Source organism: Streptomyces sp. NPDC007084 (assembly GCF_040703595.1).
In the GTDB taxonomy this organism is placed as follows: Bacteria; Actinomycetota; Actinomycetes; order Streptomycetales; family Streptomycetaceae; genus Streptomyces.
On the sequence record NZ_JBEYFY010000026.1, the window covers coordinates 20,932 to 42,693 of the forward strand.

17 protein-coding genes and 1 pseudogene are annotated in these 21,762 nt (G+C 72.2%); 9 read left to right on the forward strand and 9 right to left on the reverse strand.

Annotated elements, in window-relative coordinates:
- Window positions 1-6: 6 nt before the first annotated feature.
- From AB0912_RS21490 to AB0912_RS21505, 4 genes are all read left to right on the forward strand, one after another.
- On the forward strand, window positions 7-279 hold the full coding sequence (locus AB0912_RS21490; RefSeq protein ID WP_366702042.1) for a hypothetical protein: 273 nt from the start codon (window positions 7-9) through the stop codon (window positions 277-279).
- Window positions 280-298: 19 nt separating this feature from the next.
- A complete protein-coding gene (locus AB0912_RS21495; protein ID WP_366702044.1) occupies window positions 299-739 on the forward strand; it encodes an ANTAR domain-containing protein in 441 nt (146 codons plus the stop codon).
- Window positions 740-1,016: 277 nt separating this feature from the next.
- Window positions 1,017-3,068, forward strand: coding sequence for a phosphocholine-specific phospholipase C (locus AB0912_RS21500; protein WP_366702047.1), 2,052 nt, complete (start codon window positions 1,017-1,019; stop codon window positions 3,066-3,068).
- Window positions 3,069-3,120: 52 nt separating this feature from the next.
- Window positions 3,121-3,978: a phospholipid scramblase-related protein gene (locus AB0912_RS21505; RefSeq protein ID WP_366702049.1), complete on the forward strand. Its 858-nt coding sequence runs from the start codon at window positions 3,121-3,123 to the stop codon at window positions 3,976-3,978.
- A 124-nt stretch (window positions 3,979-4,102) separates the two neighbouring features.
- Here AB0912_RS21505 and AB0912_RS21510 read toward each other — a convergent pair whose 3' ends face one another.
- Entirely contained in the window at window positions 4,103-5,125 is a 1,023-nt protein-coding gene (locus AB0912_RS21510) for a hypothetical protein (RefSeq protein ID WP_366702051.1), read from the reverse strand.
- Window positions 5,122-6,057 carry a phosphatase PAP2 family protein gene (locus AB0912_RS21515; RefSeq protein ID WP_366702053.1) on the reverse strand — a complete coding sequence of 312 codons (936 nt, stop codon included), beginning with the start codon at window positions 6,055-6,057 and terminating at the stop codon, window positions 5,122-5,124. The genes AB0912_RS21510 and AB0912_RS21515 overlap by 4 nt, the downstream gene beginning before the upstream one ends.
- Window positions 6,058-6,286: 229 nt before the next feature.
- Here AB0912_RS21515 and AB0912_RS21520 point away from each other — a divergent pair, with 229 nt between their 5' ends.
- Window positions 6,287-6,907, forward strand: coding sequence for a TetR/AcrR family transcriptional regulator (locus AB0912_RS21520; protein ID WP_366702055.1), 621 nt, complete (start codon window positions 6,287-6,289; stop codon window positions 6,905-6,907).
- Between the two features lie 281 nt (window positions 6,908-7,188).
- Here AB0912_RS21520 and AB0912_RS21525 read toward each other — a convergent pair whose 3' ends face one another.
- On the reverse strand, window positions 7,189-8,235 hold the full coding sequence (locus AB0912_RS21525) for a DUF2510 domain-containing protein (RefSeq protein WP_366702057.1): 1,047 nt from the start codon (window positions 8,233-8,235) through the stop codon (window positions 7,189-7,191).
- Between the two features lie 462 nt (window positions 8,236-8,697).
- On the opposite strand from AB0912_RS21525, the gene AB0912_RS21530 reads away from it, so the two are divergent.
- Complete coding sequence (locus AB0912_RS21530; protein WP_366702059.1) at window positions 8,698-11,364, forward strand: AAA family ATPase; 2,667 nt, start codon at window positions 8,698-8,700, stop codon at window positions 11,362-11,364.
- Window positions 11,365-11,465: 101 nt separating this feature from the next.
- Here AB0912_RS21530 and AB0912_RS21535 read toward each other — a convergent pair whose 3' ends face one another.
- Both AB0912_RS21535 and AB0912_RS21540 read right to left on the reverse strand, forming a co-directional pair.
- A complete protein-coding gene (locus tag AB0912_RS21535) occupies window positions 11,466-12,461 on the reverse strand; it encodes a DUF3048 domain-containing protein (protein ID WP_366702061.1) in 996 nt (331 codons plus the stop codon).
- A gap of 166 nt (window positions 12,462-12,627) precedes the next feature.
- A complete protein-coding gene (locus AB0912_RS21540; protein WP_366702063.1) occupies window positions 12,628-13,698 on the reverse strand; it encodes an ATP-dependent DNA ligase in 1,071 nt (356 codons plus the stop codon).
- Window positions 13,699-13,772: 74 nt separating this feature from the next.
- Between AB0912_RS21540 and ligD the strand changes: the two genes are divergently transcribed.
- Complete coding sequence (gene ligD / locus AB0912_RS21545; protein ID WP_366702065.1) at window positions 13,773-14,804, forward strand: non-homologous end-joining DNA ligase; 1,032 nt, start codon at window positions 13,773-13,775, stop codon at window positions 14,802-14,804.
- Window positions 14,805-15,089: 285 nt separating this feature from the next.
- Complete coding sequence (locus tag AB0912_RS21550) at window positions 15,090-16,127, forward strand: LacI family DNA-binding transcriptional regulator (protein ID WP_366702067.1); 1,038 nt, start codon at window positions 15,090-15,092, stop codon at window positions 16,125-16,127.
- Window positions 16,128-16,486: 359 nt separating this feature from the next.
- Here the strand turns inward: AB0912_RS21550 and AB0912_RS21555 are convergent, their stop codons facing one another.
- Complete coding sequence (locus AB0912_RS21555) at window positions 16,487-17,275, reverse strand: VOC family protein (RefSeq protein WP_366702069.1); 789 nt, start codon at window positions 17,273-17,275, stop codon at window positions 16,487-16,489.
- Between the two features lie 272 nt (window positions 17,276-17,547).
- On the opposite strand from AB0912_RS21555, the gene AB0912_RS21560 reads away from it, so the two are divergent.
- Window positions 17,548-17,793 carry a WhiB family transcriptional regulator gene (locus tag AB0912_RS21560; protein WP_366702071.1) on the forward strand — a complete coding sequence of 82 codons (246 nt, stop codon included), beginning with the start codon at window positions 17,548-17,550 and terminating at the stop codon, window positions 17,791-17,793.
- Window positions 17,794-17,896: 103 nt separating this feature from the next.
- Here AB0912_RS21560 and AB0912_RS21565 read toward each other — a convergent pair whose 3' ends face one another.
- From AB0912_RS21565 to AB0912_RS21575, 3 genes and pseudogenes are all read right to left on the reverse strand, one after another.
- Window positions 17,897-18,874: an acyl-ACP desaturase gene (locus tag AB0912_RS21565; protein ID WP_366702073.1), complete on the reverse strand. Its 978-nt coding sequence runs from the start codon at window positions 18,872-18,874 to the stop codon at window positions 17,897-17,899.
- A gap of 237 nt (window positions 18,875-19,111) precedes the next feature.
- Window positions 19,112-19,887 (reverse strand): annotated as a pseudogene (gene ddaH, locus AB0912_RS21570) (dimethylargininase).
- 126 nt (window positions 19,888-20,013) lie between these two features.
- The gene (locus AB0912_RS21575) at window positions 20,014-21,648 is read right to left on the reverse strand and encodes an ABC-F family ATP-binding cassette domain-containing protein (RefSeq protein ID WP_366702075.1); all 1,635 of its coding nucleotides are present in this window, start codon (window positions 21,646-21,648) and stop codon (window positions 20,014-20,016) included.
- Window positions 21,649-21,762 lie beyond the last annotated feature (114 nt).

The window sequence follows — 21,762 nt, forward strand, 5'->3', positions numbered from 1 at the left end:
CCCGCCGTGTTCGTCCTTCTGCTCCTACTCATCGTGGTCGTGTTCGCGCTCGGTTTCCTCCACCCCGTCTGGTGGCTGATCGCGGGCGTCCTCGTCTTCGGCCTGGCGCGCAACAGCCGCGACCGGGGCGGTGGTTGGGGGAGGGAATCGCGTTCCGACCTCGACGAGTACCGCGAGTACCGGCAGCGCCGGAACCGGCAGGAGCGGTGGGACCGGCGCTACCGCCGTCAGCACCGGGCCCAGTGGAGGCGCGAGGACCGCCGGGACCGGGGACGCTGAGGCGACCGCCGTGAACCCGGTGAGCACCCCCCGGGAAGGCCGGCTCCGGCCGCCGGCCGCCGGATCGGCGCGCGACCCGGAACCCGCCGCCGGATCGGCCCGTGACCCGGAACCGGCCGCCGGATCGCCGCGCGACCCGGAACCGGCCGCCGGAACGGCGCGCGACCCGGAACCGGCCGCCGAGCTGCGCCGACTACGGCTGGAGAAGGCGCAGTTGACGCGCGCCCTGCTCAGCCGGCCGGTGATCGACCAGGCGCTCGGCATGGTGATGGCCCTCGCCCCGTGCACCGGCGAGCAGGCCTGGAGCGCGCTGGTGGACCTGTCGCAGCACTCCAATGTGAAGCTGCGGGACGTGGCCGCGGCCCTTGTCGCCACCACGGAGGGGGTGGCCCTCCCGGACCCGCTGCGTGAGCAACTGCGCCGCGTCCTGAGGGAACTGCGCGAGCCCGACCCGCGCTGAGCCCGACCCGCCCTGAGCCCGACCCGCCCTGAGCCCGCCGGCGCCCCGTGCCGCCGGTGGACGTGCCCGAACCCTCCGCGGGCAAGGGGGCCGCACCGTACCCCCGGTGAGGGAGGACCCACCGCTCCGCCGGAACCGTTCGTCTCGCGTACCTCCGAGTTTCACGCAAGAGCCGCAGGACCCTTCCCTGACGTTTGGTGCTCTTGGAACACTCGCTTCGCGCACGTTCCATCAAAACCGGCCGCACGGGCCCGTCAGGACGAGAGGTCACTCACCCATGCCCCACGTGAATCGGCGCCGATTCCTCCAGCTCGCCGGTGGCACAGCGGCGTTCACCGCGCTCTCGAGCAGCATCGAGCGCGCCGCCGCCCTGCCCGCCCTGCAGCGTTCCGGCACGATCGAGGACGTCGAGCACATCGTCGTCCTGATGCAGGAGAATCGTTCCTTCGACCACTATTTCGGCTCACTGCGGGGCGTCCGCGGCTTCGGCGACCCGCGCCCCGCCACGACGACCGGCACCAAGTCGGTCTGGTACCAGTCGGACGGCACCAAGGACGTGCTCCCCTTCCACCCCCAGGCTGACGACCTCGGCCTGGCCTTCATCCAGGACCTCCCGCACGGCTGGAGCGACGGGCACACCGCCTTCAACAAGGGCAAGTACGACAAGTGGGTGCCCGCCAAGTCGGCCACCACGATGGCCTATCTGACCCGCCAGGACATCCCGTTCCACTACGCGCTGGCCGACTCCTTCACCGTCTGCGACGCGTACCACTGCTCGTTCATCGGCTCGACCGACCCGAACCGCTACTACATGTGGACCGGGTACACCGGCAACGACGGCAAGGGCGGCGGCCCGGTCCTCGGCAACGCCGAAGCGGGCTACAGCTGGACGACGTACCCCGAACGCCTGGAGGCCGCCGGGGTCTCCTGGAAGATCTACCAGGACATCGGCGACGGCCTCGACGCAGGCGGCTCCTGGGGCTGGATCTCCGACGCCTACCGCGGCAACTACGGCGACAACTCGCTGCTCTACTTCAACCAGTACCGCAACGCCAAGCCCGGCCAGCCGCTCTACGACAAGGCGCGCACCGGCACCGACGCGAGCAAGGGCGAGGGCCTCTTCGACCGGCTGCGGGCCGACGTGAAGGGCGGCAAGCTGCCGCAGATCTCCTGGATCGCCGCCCCCGAGGCATTCACCGAGCACCCCAACTGGCCCGCGAACTACGGCGCCTGGTACATCTCCCAGGTTCTCGACGCGCTCACCTCCAACCCCGAGGTGTGGGGCAAGACGGCGCTGTTCATCACCTACGACGAGAACGACGGCTTCTTCGACCACTTGGTGCCGCCGTTCCCGCCGCAGTCCGCCGCGCAGGGCAAGTCCACCGTCGACGTCGGCCCCGACCTCTTCAAGGGCGACGCGAGCTATGCCGCCGGACCCTACGGGCTCGGCCAGCGCGTGCCGATGCTCGTCGTCTCGCCCTGGAGCAAGGGCGGTTACGTCTGCTCCGAGACGCTCGACCACACCTCGATCATCCGCTTCATGGAGACCCGGTTCAAAGTGCGCGAGCCCAACATCTCGCCCTGGCGCCGCGCGATCACCGGCGACCTGACCGCCGCCTTCGACTTCGCGCAGCAGGACACCAAGCCGGCCGCGCTGCCCGGCACCGACGGCTACCGGCCGCCGGACCGCAACCGTCACCCGGACTACGTGCCGACCCCGCCGGCGAACCCGGCGCTGCCCAAGCAGGAGCGCGGCTCGCGCCCGGCCCGGCCGCTCAAGTACGCGCCCCTCGTGGACGGTTCGGCCGACACCGCCGCCGGAACCTTCACGCTCACCTTCGGCTCCGGGGCGAAGGCGGGCGCGGCCTTCCTCGTCACGTCCGGAAACCGCACCGACGGCCCCTGGACGTACACCACCGAGGCGGGCAAAACGATCGCCGACACCTGGAACTCGGTGTACTCCGGCGGCTCGTACAACCTCACCGTGCACGGCCCGAACGGCTTCCTGCGCACCTTCAAGGGCGCCAACAAGACCGCCGGCCCCGAGATCACCGCCCGCCATGTGGGCGACAACGTGGAGCTGACGTTCACCAACAAGGCGACGGTCGCCGCGAACCTGACGCTGACCAGCGGATACGGCGGTCAGACGCAGGTCTTCCGGGTGGCGGCGGGCGCGACCGTGAAGCACACGGTGGACCTGCGGGCGAGCAAGCGGTGGTACGACCTGAGTGTGGCCTCCGACACGGACGCGGGCTTCCTGCGGCGATTCGCCGGACATGTCGAGAACGGCCGGCCCGGTGTCAGTGACCCGGCTCTCATCACCGTCTGATGGGTACCCCGCCGCCGGTTGGTTTCCGGCCATGTCACGGTAGTGTGCCCCGGTGACCACGCATTCGAACACACCTGCAGGCTGGTACCCGGATCCCAACGGAACGCCCAAAACGTTGCGTTACTGGGACGGTTCGCAGTGGACCGAGCACACCAACGCGGAGCAGCAGGCGCCGGCCGCGCAGCAGGTTCCGCAGCAGGCCCAGGCGCCTCAGCAGGCGTTCGCCCCGCAGGGCGCTCCGGCCGCCGACCCGCGCGTCCAGCGTCAGGTGCAGCAGCAGGCCGGCGTCACCGGGGGCGGCGTCGGCGGCGGCAGCCTGTTCACCGAACCGGTCCTGGTGGTGAACCAGAAGGCCAAGCTGATCGAGCTGACCAACGAGTACAAGGTCATGGACCAGCAGGGCAACCTGATCGGTTCGGTCGTCCAGGTCGGGCAGAGCGCGCTCAAGAAGATCCTGCGCTTCGTCTCCAGCCTCGACCAGTTCATGACGCACAAGCTGGAGATCCGTGACGCGCACGGACAGCCGCAGTTGCTCCTGACGCGGCCCGCGAAGTTCCTCAAGTCGCGGGTGATCGTCGCGCGTCCGGACGGTTCGCCCGTCGGCGAGATCGTCCAGCAGAACATGATCGGCAAGATCAACTTCGCGATGAACGTCAACGGCCAGCAGGTCGGGGCGATCAAGGCGGAGAACTGGCGGGCCTGGAACTTCGCGATCGTCGACCACGCAGGCAACGAGGTGGCCCGGATCACGAAGACCTGGGAAGGTCTCGCCAAGACCATGTTCACCACCGCGGACAACTACGTCCTGCAGATCCACTTCCAGCTCCCCGAGCCCCTGCTGAGCCTGGTCGTCGCGACGGCGCTGACCGTCGACACGGCGCTCAAGCAGGACTCCCGCGGACTGGGATGAACCGACCGGGCCCCGGCCCGGACGCACAAAAGGGCGGTCGCGGATCTCTCCGCGACCGCCCTTCCGTCTGCCTGTCGGGGGTGTGAGATACCCCCCCGCCCACCAGAACGCGGGATGGCTTCGGTCACAGGGACGTGAGATGTCCCGGGCTGGGCTGCTGGGGCAGCAGCGAGGGTTCGTATGTCGCCGTCGCCGGTTCCAGGGCCAGCACCGCGGCGACGGGATGGTCGCCGTCCGCCAACGGGTCGGCGCCGAGAGCGTCGGTGCTCGTGCCCGTGCCCGTGTTCGTGTCGGTGGCCGTGGCCGTGGCCGTGGCCGTTTCCGGGGCGGGTGGTGGTGTCGAGCGTGACAGGGTCACCACGCCCCAGCCGGCGATGGACGCTCCGGCGAGGGCGAGCAGGATGCCGGCGGCTCCGCCCTGGAGGCGCTCGCCGAGCAGGGACAGGCCGATCGCGGCGGCGGCCAGCGGGTTGGCGAGTGTCACGACGGCCAGCGGGGCGCCGAGGCCGCCTTGGTAGGCGGTCTGGGACAGCAGCAGGCCGCCCGCGGCGAAGACCGCGACCAGCAGCGCCACCACGATCACCTGGGCGCTGAGTACCGGTTCCGATCGGTCCGTCGCGGCCACCGTCACGGTCTGGGTGAGGGCGGAGGCGACCCCCGAGGCGAACCCGGAGGCCGTCGCGTGCCGCAGTCCGGGCCGGGCGCCGCGTGACAGGGCGCCGATGACCACGGCGGTCGTGCCGGCCACGCCCACCGCCTGGGGCAGGCTCAGCACGTCGTCGGGGGCGGGCCCGGACGCGGTGACGAGGAGCGCGGCGAGGCCGATGAGGGTGAGGGCGGTTCCGCGCCACTCGACGGTGCTGACGCGCCGGCCGGCGACCCGCGCGCCGAGGGGGACGGCGGCCACCAGGGTCAGTGCGCCGAGCGGCTGGACGAGGGTGAGCGTTCCGTATTTGAGGGCGGCGACGTGCAGGAGCGCGGCGGAGGCGTTGAGCACCACCGACCACCACCAGGCGCCGTGGGCGAGCAGGCTCAGGGTGCCCGAGCCGGACGACCGTGCGGCGAGGCGTTCCTGGGCGACGGCCGCGGCGGCGTAGGCGACGGCGGAGAACAGGGACAGGACGATGGCGGCGAGGGTCGGGTTCATCGTCCCGCTCCGACGAGTTCGGGCCGGTCCTGCGCGGGGATGCGGGCGTGTGCGTGTCCCTGGCCGCGCGGGGCGGTCGTCCTCGTGCGGCGCGGGGCGTGGACCACGGCCAGCGCGATCCCCAGCAGCGCGGCGGCGACGGCCGAGTCCAGCCAGTAGTGGTTGGCGGTGCCCACGATCACCGTCAGCGTCAGCAGCGGATGCAGCAGCCACAGCCAGCGCCAGCGTGACCGGGTCGCCGCGATCAGCCCGATCGCGACCATCAGCGCCCAGCCGAAGTGCAGCGAGGGCATCGCCGCGAACTGGTTCGCCATCGCGTCCGCCGCCGGGTGCGCGCCGTACACCGAGGGCCCGTAGATCCGCCCGGTGTCGAGCAGTCCGCTCTCCGCGAGCAGCCGCGGCGGCGCGAGCGGGAACGTGAGATGCCCGACCAGGGCGGCGGCGGTGACCAGCGCCAGGACGCGGCGCGCCCACACGTAGTGCGCGGGGCGGCGCAGATACAGCCAGACCAGGAAGGCCGCGGTGGCCGGGAAGTGCACGGTCGCGTAGTAGGTGTTCGCGATGTGCACCAGGGTGTCGCTGTGCAGCAGGACGCTCTGCACGGCGCCCTCGCCCGGCAGGTGGAGTGCGCGTTCCGCGTCCCACACCCGGTGCGCGTTGCCGAACGCCTCCGCGGTGTGCCCGGTCGCCAGCTGCCGGCCGACCTTGTAGACGAGGAACAGCCCCACGACGAGCAGCAGCTCGCGCACCAGCGGCGGACGCGCCGCGGTGTCCCGCGAGCCCGTCCCAGGGCGGGGTGCGTGGGCGCGCGCCCACGCGAGCGCGCGGGAGGGCCCGGACACGGTGGTGGCCGTGTCGGGCGGCTCCGGATCGGGCGCCGACTCGGACGCGGACGTGGACAGGGAATCTGCAGGCTCGGTTCGGGAATCCATCCCCCGGCCCCCTTGCTGACGATCGTGCGTGGGGTGGTGCGCGGTGAGCCCAGGACAGGATCCACTCGGAATCCGGTGCGGAGAACTGGATCCTGTCCAAGGCTCATCGATACGACAGTGTACCGATACGCCAGTGTACCGATACGGATTCGTACCGGTACACTGGCGTATCGATTAGAGTGTGTGCAGCACGCCACCCCACGAGCCGGAAGCAGCGAGGAGAAGCGTCATGACGTCGCAGGCCGCGGACGGACCGGAGACGGTCGTCGCCTCGCGCCGCTCCAAACTCACGCCCGAGCGTGAGCAGGAGTTCTACGACGCCGTGCTCGAACAGATCCGTGAATGCGGCTACGAGGCGCTCACCATGGAGGGCGTCGCCGCCAGCACCCGCTGCAGCAAGTCCACGCTCTACCGCCAGTGGAAGACCAAGCCCCAGTTCGTGGCCGCCGCGCTGCGCAGCAACCGCTGCCCGCGGTTCACCGGCATCGACACCGGCTCGCTCGCCGGCGATCTGCGGGAGGCGGCCCGGGCGGCGGGGGAGTGGTCCACGGCACGGGACAGCACCCAACTCCTCCAGGGCTTCGGCAACGCCGTGATGCAGGACAAGGAGCTTCAGCAGGCGCTCCGCGACGCGCTGGTCGAGCCCGAGGTCGCCGAGCTGCGGAAGATGATCGACCGGGGTATCGAGCGCGGCGAGATCGCCGCCGACCATCCGGCGCTCCCCTTCGTGCCGGCCCAGATACTCGGCGTGCTGCGCGTCCGCCCCCTCCTGGAGGGGACGTACGCGGACGCGTCGTATCTCACAGAGTTCGTGGAGGCGGTCGTGCTGCCGGCCCTCGGCCTGACCTGAGACCCAGGCCGCCGTCCGCGGGATGACCGGACGACGGCCTGTCACGCGCCGCACCGTGGGGACGGGGGCGGCGCGCACCCCCCGGCCGGGTGGGGTTCCCCTTGAGCGGAGGGGCGCTCCACCCGGCCGATTTGTTTGCCGGGCGACCGGGCGGCCGATTTGGTTGCCGACCGACCGACCGACCGACCGACCGACCGACCGACCCGTGCCGGTGCGTGCCGGTGCGGGCCGGTGCGGGCCGGTGCGGGCCGGTCCTGTCTGGAGTGTCTGGAGAAGGACCGCTAGACGTTCTGCCCGTCGCCGCCGGTCCCCGCGGCCACCTTGATGCCCTTCGTGATCGTGTCGATCATCGACTGCTCGGGCGCCTTCGAGCTGACGTCGACGCCGAAGCGGACGACGACGAGCGAGGCGGGTTCGGCCGGGGAGGGGAAGACCAGCGACTCCACGTAGCCGTCGTCGCCCTTGCTCGTCACGACCTTCCAGCGGACCAGGTAGCCCTTCCGCCCGGCCACCGTGACCGCCCTGGACGCCAGCTCCTTGTGCGAGGTGATCGAGCCGTAGCCCTTGCCGTACGACTCGGCGGCGTTCTTGGAGATGTCCTCCTTGGCCGCCGCCTCCGGCGTCTTCGCCTTCAGGCCCTGCAACTTGGCGGGAGCCGAATAGGCGCCCCCGCGCTGGCACTTCTGCGAGGTGTCGCCGGGGCACGGGTAGGTGTCCTTGGTCGACACCGAGGCGGTGCCCGTGCCGTCCCGGCCACTCCAGCCGTCCGGCACCGGGATGCTGATGCCGTTGTAGACGTCCGTGGCGTAACCGGCCTCGATCCGCGGCTGCCCCGACTCTCCGGGCGCCGGCGACTCGTCACCGAAGCCCCCGGATCCCCCCGAACCGTCAGAACCCCCGGAGTCTCCCGGGGCCCCGCCCGGACCGCCGGAATCACCGGAACCGCCGGACTTTCCGTCCCCGTTCGGCCCGTCGCCCGGTCCCCCCTGCCCGTCGGGCCCGCCCGGTCCACCCGGGACCCGGGAAGCGGAACCGCCGCCGCCGTCGTCCTTGGTGAGGGCGTACACGCCGCCGCCGATCGCCCCGAGAACCGCGAGCGCCGCGACGACGGCTATGGCGGTACGTACCCCGCGCCGCCGGGGAGCGGATGCGGTCGGCGGATACGGTCCGAAGCCCGGCGGCTGCGCCGGAGGGCCCCAGGCGCCGGCCGACCCGACGGGACGGACCTGGTCCGTCCATGCCTTACCGTCCCACCAGCGCTCGGTGGCGGGAGCGTCATTTGTCTGCCCGGGGTCGGGATACCAGCCGGGGGGAGTCACCTGCGTCATGGCCCCACCGTATGAGCCGCGGGTGAAAGGCGGATGAGAGGGTTCCCCCGGCGCCCGCCGGGCCAGAGACAAAAGCCCGCCGAGCGGGAGACAAAGGTTCCCCGAGCGGGAGGGGAAGACCCGCCGAGCCGGAGGGGAAGACCCGCCGAGCGGGGGTGAAGGGCCCGTCGGCTCAGGGTGGAAGCCTCCGCCGGTTCAAAGAGGAAGCCCCCGAACCACGGTCGAAGCCGGCGGCACTTCTCGGGCGGCCGAGGAGTCGGCGGCTTTCGGGACGGCGGCACTTCTCGGGCCGCCGAGGAGCCGGCGGCTTTCGGGACGCTCGTCGCGGACCCCGGCGCGTCGCCCCCATACATCGCCGTCACCCGTCTCGGCAACTGCTGCCAGGTCCCTCCACCACAGCGGCTCCCGGGCGGCTACGCTCGTTCCCTGTACGTCGTTTGGGCGACCTGGGGAGGTAGCGGGATGACGGAGGTACGGCCCGGAGCGGGCGCCTCGGCCTCCCTGTGGGAGCGCGACGAGGAGATCGCCACCCTCGAAGCGGCGATCACCGCACTGGGCGCGGACTCCGCGACCTCGGGCAGCCTGCTCGTCCTCAGCGGTGACGCGGGCCTCGGCAAGACGGCGCTGCTCGCCGAGGCGCGCCGGATCGCGGAGCGCAACGGCTGCTCGGTGTGGTCGGCGCGCGGCGGCGAGACCGTCACGTCCGTCCCCTTCCACGTCGTACGGCAGTTGCTTCAGCCCGCCCTCGTCTCGCTGCTGCCGGAGGAGGCGCGCGAGTACCTCGGCGACTGGTACGACATCGCCGGTCCCGCTCTCGGCATAGTCGAACCGGGCGACCGGCAGCCCGATCCGCAGGGCGTCTGCGACGGCCTGGTCGTCGCGGTGCGGCGGCTCGCCAAGCGCGACTGGCCGCTCGTGCTGCTCATCGACGACGCGCACTGGGCCGACCAGGAAACCCTGCGCTGGCTCGCCGCGTTCACCGAGCGCCTCGACGACCTGGCCGTCCTCGTCGTGGTCGCCCGCAGGCCCGGCGGGGTCACCGGTGAGAGCGCCCGGCTGCTCGACGCCGTCACCGCCGCGGCCCTGCCGATCTCCACGCTCAGCGCGCTCACCCCGGGCGCGACCGAAGGCCTCACCCGCGCCACACTCGGCGAGCACGCGGACGACCCGTTCTGCCGCGAGGTCTGGGCGGTCACCGGCGGCAACCCCTACGAGACCGTCGAACTGCTCGCCAAGGTCCAGGACAGCGAACTCGAACCGGCCGAGGGCTCCGCCGCCGAACTGCGCGCCCTGAACCGCTCGGCGCGCGGGCGCGGACTCGTCGCCCGCCTCGAAACCCTCGGTATCGACGCCACCCGCTTTGCCTGGGCCGCCGCCATCCTCGGCACCGGCATCTCCATCGACCTCGCCGGCCAACTCGCCGGAATTCCCGAGGAAGAGGCCCGCCAGTGCGCCGAACTCCTCAGTGCCGCACGCATCCTGACGGCCACTCAGCCCACCAACGGCCATGAGCCGGACGGTGACCTGGAGTTCGTGCACCCGCTGATCGCGACCGCCGTCTACCGCTCGATCCCCGAAGCCCTGCGCACCGCGATGCACGGGCAGGCCGCCTGGGCGGTCACCGAGTCGGGACGCGGCGCGGCGGCGGCCTCCCGTCACCTCCTCGAAGTGCACCCGGACGACGATCCCGAACTGGTCGAGCAGATGCGCGAGGCCGCCCGCGAACATCTCGCCGTCGGCGCCCCGGACGCCGCCCGCCGCTGTCTGGAGCGGGCGTTGCGGGAGCCGCCGCTGCCCGAGGTGCACGCGCTCCTGCTCTACGAACTGGGCTGCGCCACCCTGCTGACCGCGCCGTCCACGACCATCGGCCACCTGCGCGCCGCGCTCGACCGGCCAGGGCTGGAGGACACCGTCCGCGTGGACGCCGTCTTCCGGCTGTCCCAGGCGCTCATGCACAACAACCAGCTGGACGAGGCCGTCCGCACGGTCGACGCCGAGGTGGAGCGGCTGACACCGGGGCCCGCCCGGATGCGGCTCCAGGCCGTGCACTACATGTGGGAGGGCATCCACGCGGGCGAGGAGCGCGCGGGGCACTCCAGCGGTCTCGCCGAACTCGCCGCGATCTGCACCGGCCGCGACAACTCCGAGCGCGCCGTGCTCATACTGCGCGGCTTCGACGCGATGACCCGCGGCGAGAACGCCGAGGAGGTGGTCGAACTCTGCGACCGCGCCCTCGTCAACGGCCGGCTCGCACCCGGACTCGGCTGGACCGACACCGAGTGGGGCGTCGAACTCCTGCTGATGCTGGGCAGCGCGTACGCCTACGCCGACCGGCTCGACCGGGCCGAGAGCCTGTTCAGCGAAGCCCTGCACGCGTATGTGAAGGCCGACTGGAGCGGCGGCCACCAGTCCCTGGCCAACGCCTACCTCGGACTCGCCCACCGCCGCCGGGGCCGTCTGGCCGACGCCGAGCACTACCAGCGCGAGTCCCTGCGCCTCGCGGAGCGCGTCGGCCGCGGACTGCCGCTGTACTGGTCGGCGACCTGCGGACTCATCGACACCCTGCTTGCCCGGGGCCATGTCGATCAGGCCGCCGAGATCGCCGAACGCTACGGCTTCGCACCGCCTTACCCCTCCACGATCGTCCTCCCGGACACCCGTTCCGTCCGCGGCCGGCTGCTCCTCGCCCTCGGCCGCACCAAGGAAGGCGTCAACGAACTGGAGGCGGCGGAGAAGGCGGCCACCGCGCGCGGTCACCACAACACGGTGCTCGCGCCCTGGGCCGTCGACCTCGCCCGGGCGCTCGCCGCGGAGGACCCGTCCCGTGCCGCCGCCCTCGCGACCGAGGCGCGCCGGCAGGCCGAGCGGTTCGGCACCGACACGGCGATCGGCGAGGCCCTGCGCTGCGCCGCCGGCCTGGAGACCGGGCAGCGCGCGGTCCGGCTCGCCGCGCAGGCGGTCACGTATCTGGAGTCCTCACCCTGCCAGTACGAGCACGCGGCGGCCCGGATCGAGTACGGCATCCTCTCCCGCTCGGTGCCGGAACTGAACAAGGGCCTGACGCTCGCCCGTACCTGCGGCGCCGACGGACTGGTGGCCAAGGCGGAACAGGCACTGGCGGGCCTGTAGGCCGAGTTCCGGCACACCTCGCCACGGGCACCGCCCGCCGCCGCCGCACGCCTGCCGCCGCACACCTGCCGCCGCACACCTGCCGCGGCACGCCTCCCGCCTCACGCCTTGGCGAAGACCACCCAGACCTGCCCCCGGGCGAAGTTCATCGGCGCCCCGTCCCGCGTCGTGAACTCCGTGCCGTCCGACGCGTCGGACCGCTTCCAGTCGGCGTCGTAGGCCCGGCCGTCGCGCAGTACCGTCGCCGTCCCCGTGCCGACCGACTCGGTGTACGGCGAGTTGTTGCCGAGGACGTCGTGGTACTCGGACTTGCGCACCTTGACGTACTGGACGACCACCGTCGCCGGCGCCACCGGTCTGCCCTCCGTGGTCACGGTCGGCGTGCCGTCCATGGCCACCGTCCAGCGCTCGCGCTCGGCGGACCAGGTGAACGTGAACCGGGCCGACGGGAACCTCACCGTGCGGGAGGCCTGCGCGGTGCCCCCGGCGGGCGCGGGGCCGAAGTGGAAGCCCGTGCTCAGCGCGGCGGCGCCCGGCGCGTCCCCGACCAGCCGCCGTGGCCGCAGATAGAGGTTGTGCGGCGCCGCCTTGTCGTTGCCCCGGTACCAGGCGTCCGGCACCTTGCCCGGGAGCTGCGGGTGCAGCGGCGCCTTGTCGATCAGCGGCAGCAGCTTGCGCTGGGCCCCCGAGAAGGCGAGGGTCGGCTCGTCGAACTGTCTCAGCAGCTCCAGATCCGACTCGCGGGCGCTGCGCACCGGTCCGACGGCCTGCGGGAAGGTGCTCGCGAAGACCGCCATCAGCCGGCTGAGACCGCCCTCGACCTGTTCCGCGTACACCACGTCCGCCGCGTCCAGACCGGTCTGCGGGCGGGCCGCGGCCACGTTGTCGATCTTCACCGCGAGGACGGAGCCGGCGCTCGCCGTGGCGCTCGCGCTGTCGCTCGGGCGGGCGCTCGGCACCCTGGCCCGGCCGTCGTCGGTGGGCCCGCCGCCCTTGCCGCTCCCCGCGGTGCAGCCCGTCATCAGGGAGCCCGCCACCGCGCCGGCCAGCAGTGCCGCCGTCCACGCGCCGCGCCGCGCCCGCGCCATCTCTCGCATGCCCACCGTGCCACCCGTCCCGTGCCATCGATTGTGCGTTCATCAGTTCATCGGTTGCAGTACCCGATCGTTTCTGATTGCGCTCGTCGACTGGGCTGATCGGCTCAGCGAGATGCCGGGGGAGGGTGAACCGGAACCGCGGAGGCCGCCGTTCCGTGCTCCGGGGTCAGTCCCGCGCCCCGAAGATCTCCGCCAGGTCGTAGCCCACCGGCTCCTCCAGTTGTCCGTACGTACAGCTCCGCGCGGTCCGGTCCGGGCGCCACCGGCGGAACCGCGCGGTGTGCCGGAACCGTGCCCCGTTCTCCATGTGGTCGTACGCCACCTCCGCCACCCGTTCGGGTCTGACCGGCACCCATGACAGGTCCTTCTTCGCCGACCATCTGCTCGGCGCGCCCGGCAGCCGCGCCGACTCGTGCGCCGACTCCTCGGCCCAGGCCGCCCACGGATGCTCCGAGACGTCCGCCAGCCGCAGCGGCTCCAGTTCCTCCACCAGCTCCGCGCGCCGCTTCATGGTGAACGCCGCGCTCACGCCGACGTGCTGGAGCGTGCCCCGGTCGTCGTACAGGCCGAGCAGCAGCGACCCCACGACCGGGCCGCTCTTGTGGATGCGGTACCCGGCCACGACGACATCCGCCGTCCGCTCGTGCTTGATCTTGAACATGGCGCGTTCGTCCGGCAGATACGGCAGCGTGAGGGGCTTGGCGACCACCCCGTCGAGTCCCGCGCCCTCGTACTGCTCGAACCACCGCTCCGCCACCGCCCGGTCCGTCGTCGCCGGCGCCAGGTGCACCGGCGCGGTCACCCCCGACAGCGCCGTCACCAGCAGCGCGCGCCGGTCGGCCAGCGGGACGCCGAGCAGCGACTCGTCGCCGAGGGCCAGCAGGTCGAACGCCACGAAGGAGGCCGGGGTCCGCTCGGCGAGCGTCCGCACCCGCGAGTCCGCCGGGTGGATCCGCTCGGTGAGCGCGTCGAAGTCCAGCCGCCCATCCCGGGCGATCACGATCTCGCCGTCCATCACGCAGCGCTCGGGCAACCGGTCGAGGAGCGCCGCGACCAGCTCCGGGAAATACCTGGTCAGCGGCTTCCCGGTGCGGCTGCCCAGCTCCAGCTCGCCGCCGTCCCGGTACACCAGGGCCCGGAACCCGTCCCACTTCGCCTCGTAGTGCATGTCCGGGGGGATCTTCGCCACGGACTTGGCGAGCATCGGCTTCACGGGCGGCATCACCGGCAGGTCCATGCTCCGATTCTCCGCGCAACCGGGGCCGTCCGCCCGGTGTGCGCGGCCCCGGCACTGCGCCTACCGTGGCTCGCATGGGCGATGCGGTGGAACTCGAGGCAGCCGGCAGGACCGTACGTCTGTCCAGTCCCGGCAAGATCTTCTTCCCGGAGCGCGGCTTCACGAAGCTGGACCTCGCCCAGTACTACCTGGCCGTCGGCGACGGCATCCTGCGCGCCCTGCGCAACCGCCCCACCACGCTGGAGCGCTACCCCGACGGAGTGGCGGGCGAGTCCTTCTTCCAGAAGCGGGCGCCCAAGAACATGCCCGACTGGATTCCGACCGCCCACATCACCTTCCCCAGCGGTCGCAGCGCCGACGAGATGTGCCCGACCGAACCGGCCGCCGTGCTGTGGGCCGCGCAGTTCGGCACGCTCACCTTCCACCCCTGGCCGGTGCGCCGCGACGACGTCGACCGGCCGGACGAACTGCGCATCGACCTCGACCCGCAGCCCGGCACCGACTACGAGGACGCCGTGCGCGCCGCCCACGAGCTGCGCGAGGTCCTCCACGAGTACGGCGGGCTGCGCGGCTGGCCCAAGACCTCAGGAGGCCGGGGCCTGCACGTCTTCGTGCCGATCCAGCCGCGCTGGACCTTCACGCAGGTACGCCGGGCCGCCATCGCCGTCGGACGCGAACTCGAACGCCGGATGCCCGACCACGTCACCACCGCCTGGTGGAAGGAGGAGCGGGGCGAGAAGATCTTCGTGGACTACAACCAGACCGCGCGGGACCGCACCATCGCCTCCGCCTACTCCGTACGGCCCCGGCCGCACGCGCCCGTCTCCGCGCCGCTGCGCTGGGACGAGGTGGAGGACGCCCGGCCGCGCGACTTCGACCTGGCGACGATGCCGGCCCGCTTCGCCGAACTCGGCGACGTACACGCCGACATGGACGACCACGCCTTCTCGCTGGAGGCCCTGCTGGAACTCGCCAGCCGTGACGAGCACGACCACGGCCTCGGCGATCTCCCGTATCCGCCCGAGTACCCGAAGATGCCCGGCGAGCCCAAGCGGGTCCAGCCGAGCCGGGCCCGGCACGAGGACGCGGAATCGCCGGGCGCCTGAACGGCGCCGTCCCTCCTACCCGAGTCGCCCACCACCCGAGTCGCCCACGCGAGCCACCGACCCGAGTCGCCCACGCGAGCCACCCACGCGAGCCACCCACGCGAGCCACCCACGCGAGTCGCCCACGCGAGCCGCCCGGCCGACCGGGGCGCCCGCCCTCGGCCGCCGCCGTCGAACGCCCGCTCCACGCGCGGGGGTTCACGGTGATCCGTGCGACACCTCCGCTCCACACCCGCATACGGCGGCGCGGCTATCCTGGCCGCATTCGCCGAGGAGGTGCCCCGCATGACCGAGACCGTGTCGCGCCCCACGCTGGAGGCCGTGGCCGCGCGAGCCGGGGTCTCCCGGGCCACCGTGTCCCGGGTCGTGAACGGCGGCGACGGAGTACGCGAACCGCTGGCCGAGCGGGTGCGCCGGGCCGTCGAGGAACTCGGCTACGTGCCCAACCAGGCCGCGCGCAGCCTGGTCACCCGGCGCCACGACGCCGTGGCCGTCGTGATCGCCGAACCGGAGACCCGGGTCTTCGCCGACCCCTTCTTCGCCCACCAGCTCCGCGGCATCAGCAAGGAACTGACGGCGCACGACTCCCAGCTCGTACTGCTGCTCACGGAGGGCCGCGACGACCACGCGCGCGTCGCCCGCTATCTCGCCGGCGGCCATGTCGACGGGGCGCTCGTCTTCTCGCTGCACCTCGACGACCCGCTGCCCGGCCTGATCCACGGCGCGGGCGTGCCCACCGTGTTCGGCGGGCGGCCCGAATGGGGCGAGGGCCCGCGCGACTCCGTGTACGTCGACTGCGACAACCGGGGCGGTGCCCGCGAGGCAGTCCGCCACCTCGTCGGACTCGGGCGCACCCGTATCGCCCACATCACCGGCGCCCTCGACCAGACCTCCGCGGTCGACCGTCTCGACGGCTTCCGGGACGTCATGGGCGATGTCGACCCGGCGCTCGTGGCGCGGGGCGACTTCACCCCGGCCGGCGGCGAACGCGCGATGCGGGAGCTGCTGGAGCGGCGCCCCGACGTGGACGCCGTGTTCGTGGCGAACGACCTCTCCGCCCTCGGTGTGCTGCGCGTCCTGCGCGAGGCGGGCCGCCGGGTCCCCGAGGACGTGGCGGTGATCGGCTTCGACGACATGCTGCCGATCGCCGAGCAGACCGACCCACCGCTCACGACGGTCCGTCAGGACATAGAGGAGATGGGCCGGTTGATGGCGCGGCTGCTGATCCGCGGCCTGGAGGGCGGCACCGGCACGGCGACCCCCGACCCCGAACGCTCCGGCGTGGTCCTGCCGACGACGGTGGTGGTACGGGGCTCGGCGTAGCGTCCGGGCGGGGGACGGTGTACGCCTGACGGCGGACGCCGGGCGGCATCCGGCGTCCGCCGTCCGGCGTCAGGCCGATGGCGTCCGGTGGACGGCCGTCGGGCATCCGGCGCCGGCAGTCGGTCGCGGGTACCCCGCTCCTGCCCTCGGGCGCCAAGCCGTCGACACCCGGCCCCGCCTTCGGACACCTGACGTCGGGAGCGATCGAGGGCGGCCGGGGTGTACTGCGGGGCCGCCCCACCGCATCGCCGCCCCACCGCATCGCCGCGCCCCGGGCCGCCGGGTCCCTCCGGCCATCCCGGTCCCCGGCCATCCCGGTCCCCGGTCATCCCGGTCCCCGGCCGTTCCGGCCGGGAAACTCAGCCCTGTTGCGCGCTTCTGATCACCGCGAAGCGCGCCCCGTACGGGTCGGCGAGCCTGGCCGTGCGGCCCACGCCCTCCATGTCCATCGCGGGCATCCGCACCGTACCCCCGAGTTCCCGCGCCTGCGCGACCACGGCGTCCACGTCCGCGACCTCGATGTACGGCAGCCAGTACGCGCCGGAACCGGCCTCGACCGGGTCGTCGGCGAGCGGGACCACACCGCCGAACATGTCCTCCGCCTCCGTACCGGCCGGGTTGATGCAGGTGTAGACGCCGCCGGGGAAGGGGACCGCCGAAGTCTCCCAGCCGAACACCGCGTTGTAGAACGCGGCCGCCGCCGCGACGTCCGGGGTGTACAGCTCGACCCAGCGCAGCGAGCCCGGGTCCGTCGCGAGATCCAGGCCCTTCCTCCGGCCCGGCTGCCAGACGCCGAACGGCACGCCCGCCTCGTCGGCCAGCACCGCCATGTGGCCCTTGTCCAGCACGGCGGTGGGCGGCACCAGCACGGCGCCCTTGGCCTGGCCGGCCGCCTCCGCCGTGGACTCGGCGTCCGCGCTCTGGAAGTACACGGTCCAGGACGGCGGGCCCTGGTCCGCGGTGATCCGCACGCCGCCGGCCACGGTCTTCCCGTCGAGCTGGAAGAAGCCGTAGCCGCCGCCGTCGGGCCCCGCCGACTGGAAACGCCAGCCGAACAGGGCCCCGTAGAAGGAGATGGCTCCGTCGAGGTCGGATGTGCCGACATCCAGCCAGTTCGGCGAGCCGTTCACGAAACGGGTGGTGAGCATCATTGCCCTCCTTTGAGGGGTCCCGTTGCCTTTGCCGCCGAGTCTTCCACCGCCCACTGACAATCGCGGCCGGGACGCGCGTCCCGGCCCGGCGGCACGGGCCTGCGCACGCTCGGTCGCCGGGCGGGTCCGCGGGGTTTTCGGCCTTCTCCGCGCGCCGCCGTGCCCCGGGCCGTCCCGTGGGGCCATCATCGGGGCCGCCGGAGGCGTCGGAACACCGCGTTGATCCCGCGTTGATCGAACGTTTTTCGCGCCGGGGCACGATCCTGACCATGTCTTTGGAAACGATCACTCCGGCCGACATCGCCTGGCAGCAGCAGGCGCTGTGCGCGCAGACGGGGGCGGACTTCTTCTTTCCCGAGCCCGGCAGTTCGGTGCGCGAGGCGAAGCGCATCTGCGGGATGTGCGACATGCGGACCGCGTGCCTCGACTACGCGCTGAGCAACGACGAACGCTTCGGCGTGTGGGGAGGCCTCTCCGAGAAGGAGCGCCTCGGCCTGCGCCGCGCCCGCGAATGACCGGACCCGCCCCGCTCGTTGACGCCCCTGACACGCGAGAGCCCCCGTCGTCCGCCCCCGCGCGAGGCGGGGACGGGCAACGGGGGCCGGGCGCGATACGCGCCTACGCGTTGGCGCGCGCCGCCATGCGGGCCTTGCGGGCCGCGAGCTTCTCGTCGAACTTCGACGCCTCCGCGTCCAAGCCGCCCATGAAGAAGCCGAGTTCCTCCTGCGCCTGGAGACCCTCGGGGCCCAGGCCCTCGATCTCCAGCACCTTCAGGTGGCGCAGCACCGGCTGGAGCACGTCGTCGTGGTGGATCCGCATGTTGTAGACCTCGCCGATGGCCATCTGCGCGGCCATCCGCTCGAAGCCGGGCATGCCGTGACCGGGCATCCGGAAGTTGACGACGACGTCACGCACGGCCTGCATGGTCAGGTCGGGGGCGAGTTCGAACGCGGCCTTCAGCAGGTTGCGGTAGAACACCATGTGCAGGTTCTCGTCGGTCGCGATGCGGGCCAGCATGCGGTCGCAGACCGGGTCGCCCGACTGGTGGCCGGTGTTGCGGTGCGAGATACGGGTCGCCAGCTCCTGGAACGCGACGTACGCCACGGAGTGCAGCATCGAGTGGCGGTTGTCCGACTCGAAGCCCTCGCTCATGTGCTGCATACGGAACGCCTCGAGCTTGTCCGGGTCCACGGCGCGCGAGGCCAGCAGATAGTCGCGCATCACGATGCCGTGCCGGCCCTCCTCCGCGGTCCAGCGGTGCACCCAGGTGCCCCAGGCGCCGTCACGGCCGAAGAGGGACGCGATCTCGTGGTGGTAGCTCGGCAGGTTGTCCTCGGTCAGGAGGTTGACGACCAGCGCGATGCGGCCGATCTCCGTGACCTTGGACTGCTCCTTGTCCCAGGCCTCGCCGTCCTCGAAGAGTCCGGGGAAGTTACGGGCGTCGCTGAACGGCACGTACTCGTGCGGCATCCAGTCCTTGGCCACCTTCAGGTGGCGGTTCAGCTCCGTCTCGACCACTTCCTCCAACGCGTACAGCAGGCGTGCGTCGGTCCAGGCGGCTGACGGACTGCTGAGGTGAGGGGAAGTGATCGTCACGGTTGCTCCAGGGGGACGGGGACTGCATACGAGCGGTGAAGCCAACCTACGGCATCGTAGGCTACGTATCCGTAGGTTACGTTGCCGTAGGTTAAGAACTCCGTAAAGACCGCTGATCAGCACGGTTTCCGGCATGATCGCTCACTCCCCGGAGCCCTCCGGAAGCGCAGCGCAGCGCACACGAAGCACTCGGGAAGCGCAGGTCGACGGGTACCCGCGAGCGGCTCGGTCACTCGGTCAGGCGTGCAGCTCCCGGAGCCGGACCGAGAGACACGTCACACAGCCTTCGAGCTTTTCGAACTCGCCGATGTCCACCAGGACCGGTTCGTGGCCGAGACCGGCGAGCAGTTCGGCGGTCCGCGGGGCGCTCCGCGCCATCAGCAGCCGGCCGCCGCCCAGCAGCACCACATGCGCCCCGGACTCCTCCGGCACCGACAGGAAACGCGGAAAGAGGCCGGGGGAGTCCACGAGCGGCGGATATCCGATCACGGTTCCGTCGGGCAGCGCGGTGACCGCCGACTTCAGATGGAGCACCGTGCTCACCGGGACGGCCACGACCCGCGCCCCGAGCGGCTCGAAGACGGCCCGGAGCTGCCGGACGCCGGCCGCGTCGGTCCGCCCGCCCCGGCCCACGTAGACCGTGTCGCCGACCTTCAGGACGTCTCCGCCGTCGAGGGTGCCCGGTTCCCGGATCCGGTTCACCGAGCAGCCGAGGCGGGTCACGGCCTCCTCGACCGCGGCGCTCTCGCCGCGCCGGGACCCGGCGCCGGAACGGGCGAGCAGGGCCACGTTGCGGAAGACGACGACGGCGTCCTCCACGAACACCGCGTCCGGGCAGTCGTCGGCCGCGTCGACCTCGACGGTCCGCCAGCCGTGCGCCCGCAGCGCCTCGACGTACGCCTCCCACTGCTCGACCGCCCGGCCGAGGTCGACGGGGTGCGCTCGATGTGGGTCACCAGTCCCTCGGCGAGGCGGGGGCCGGGACGGCGTACGAGGGCGGTACGGCTGGGCACAGGCGGAACTCCGATTCGGCAGGGGGCAGCCGGCGCGCCGCGTGCGGCGTGCCCGGAGCGCGCGCAAGCCCCCCGCCGCACGTGGGGCGCCGTCCCGTCCGACGCTAGGCGCCCCCGTCATCCGCACTAGAAGGGATACCCGACAGTTTCCGGCGCGATTTCTTTCAGTTCTCCTCCTTCCAGCAGCAGCCGGCGCGTGATGCCGATCGACTCCAGGAACGGCATGTCATGGCTCGCGACGATCAGCGCCCCCTCGTAGGACTCCAGGGCGGTGGTGAGCTGGCGGACGCTCGCCATGTCGAGGTTGTTCGTCGGCTCGTCGAGCATCAGCAGTTGCGGCGCGGGCTCGGCGAGCATCAGGGCCGCGAGCGCCGCCCGGAAGCGTTCGCCGCCGGAGAGCGTCGCCGCCGGCTGGTCGGCCTTCGCGCCCTTGAACAGGAAGCGGGCGAGCCGGGCCCGGACGCGGTTGTTGGTGGCGGTGGGCGCGTACCGGGCGACGTTCTCGGCGACGGTCAGCTCGTCGTCGAGCACGTCGAGGCGCTGCGGGAGGAACCGCAGGGGCACATGGGCGTCGGCGTGACCGGACACGGCGTCCAGTTCCCCGGCGATCGTGCGCAGCAGCGTCGTCTTGCCCGCTCCGTTGCGCCCGGTCAGCGCGATCCGCTCCGGGCCGCGCAGATCGAACAGGCCGTCCACCCGCGCGCCGTACCGCAGCTCCAGCTTTTCGAGCGTCAGGACCTTGCGCCCCGGGGGTACGGCCGTGTGCGGCAGGTCGACGCGGATCTCGTCGTCGTCCCGTACCGCCTCCACCGCCTCGTCCAGCCGCTCCTTCGCCTCGCTGAGCCGCTCCTCGTGCAGGATGCGGTGCTTGCCCGCGGACTCCTGCGCCGCCCGCTTGCGCGCCCCCATGACGATCTTCGGCTCGCGCTTCTGGTCGTTCATCTTCTGCCCGTACCGTTTGCGCCGGGCCAACTTGACCTGTGCGTCGACCAGTTCACGCTTCTGCTTCTTCAGGTCGGACTCGGCGACGCGCACCATGCGCTCGGCCGCCTCCTGTTCGCCGGCGAGGGCCTGTTCGTACGCCGAGAAGTTCCCGCCGTACCAGGTGACCTCGCCCGAGTGCAGGTCGGCGATCTGGTCGACCAGGTCCAGGAGTTCGCAATCGTGGCTGACCACGACCATGACCCCGGGCCAGGCCTCCACTGCCGCGTACAGCCGCTGCCGCGCGTACAGGTCGAGGTTGTTGGTGGGTTCGTCGAGGAGGAGCACGTCCGGGCGGCGCAGCAGCAGCGCGGCCAGCCGCAGCAGCACCGACTCGCCGCCGGACACCTCGCCGATCGTGCGGTCCAGGTCGATGTGGCCGAGACCGAGTTCACCGAGGGTGGCGCGGGCCCGCTCCTCCACGTCCCAGTCGTCGCCGACGGCCTCGAAGTGCTCCTCGGCGGCGTCGCCCGACTCGATCGCGTGCAGGGCGGCCCGCCGCTCGGCGATCCCGAGCGCCTGGTCGACCCGCAGGGCCGTGTCCAGGGTGACGTTCTGCGGCAGATGGCCGATCTCGCCCGCTACCCGGACGGTGCCCTCGGCGGGGCTGAGCTGTCCGGCGATCAGCTTCAACAGGGTTGATTTTCCCGATCCGTTGGCCCCGACGAGGCCGGTTCTGCCGGGGCCGAACGCGACCTGGAGGCCGTCGAAGACGTCGGTGCCGTCCGGCCAGGCGAAGGACAGGGACGTACAGGTGATGGAGGTGGGGGAGGTTGACACGAGGGCCTCACGGTTGCTGGAAACGGTCGGGGGTACGCGTTTCGGGACACCGCGAGGCGACGACGGTCCAGTACGGAGGGGAGCGGGAGGAAAGGCCCAGGCCCTGCGCCAGAG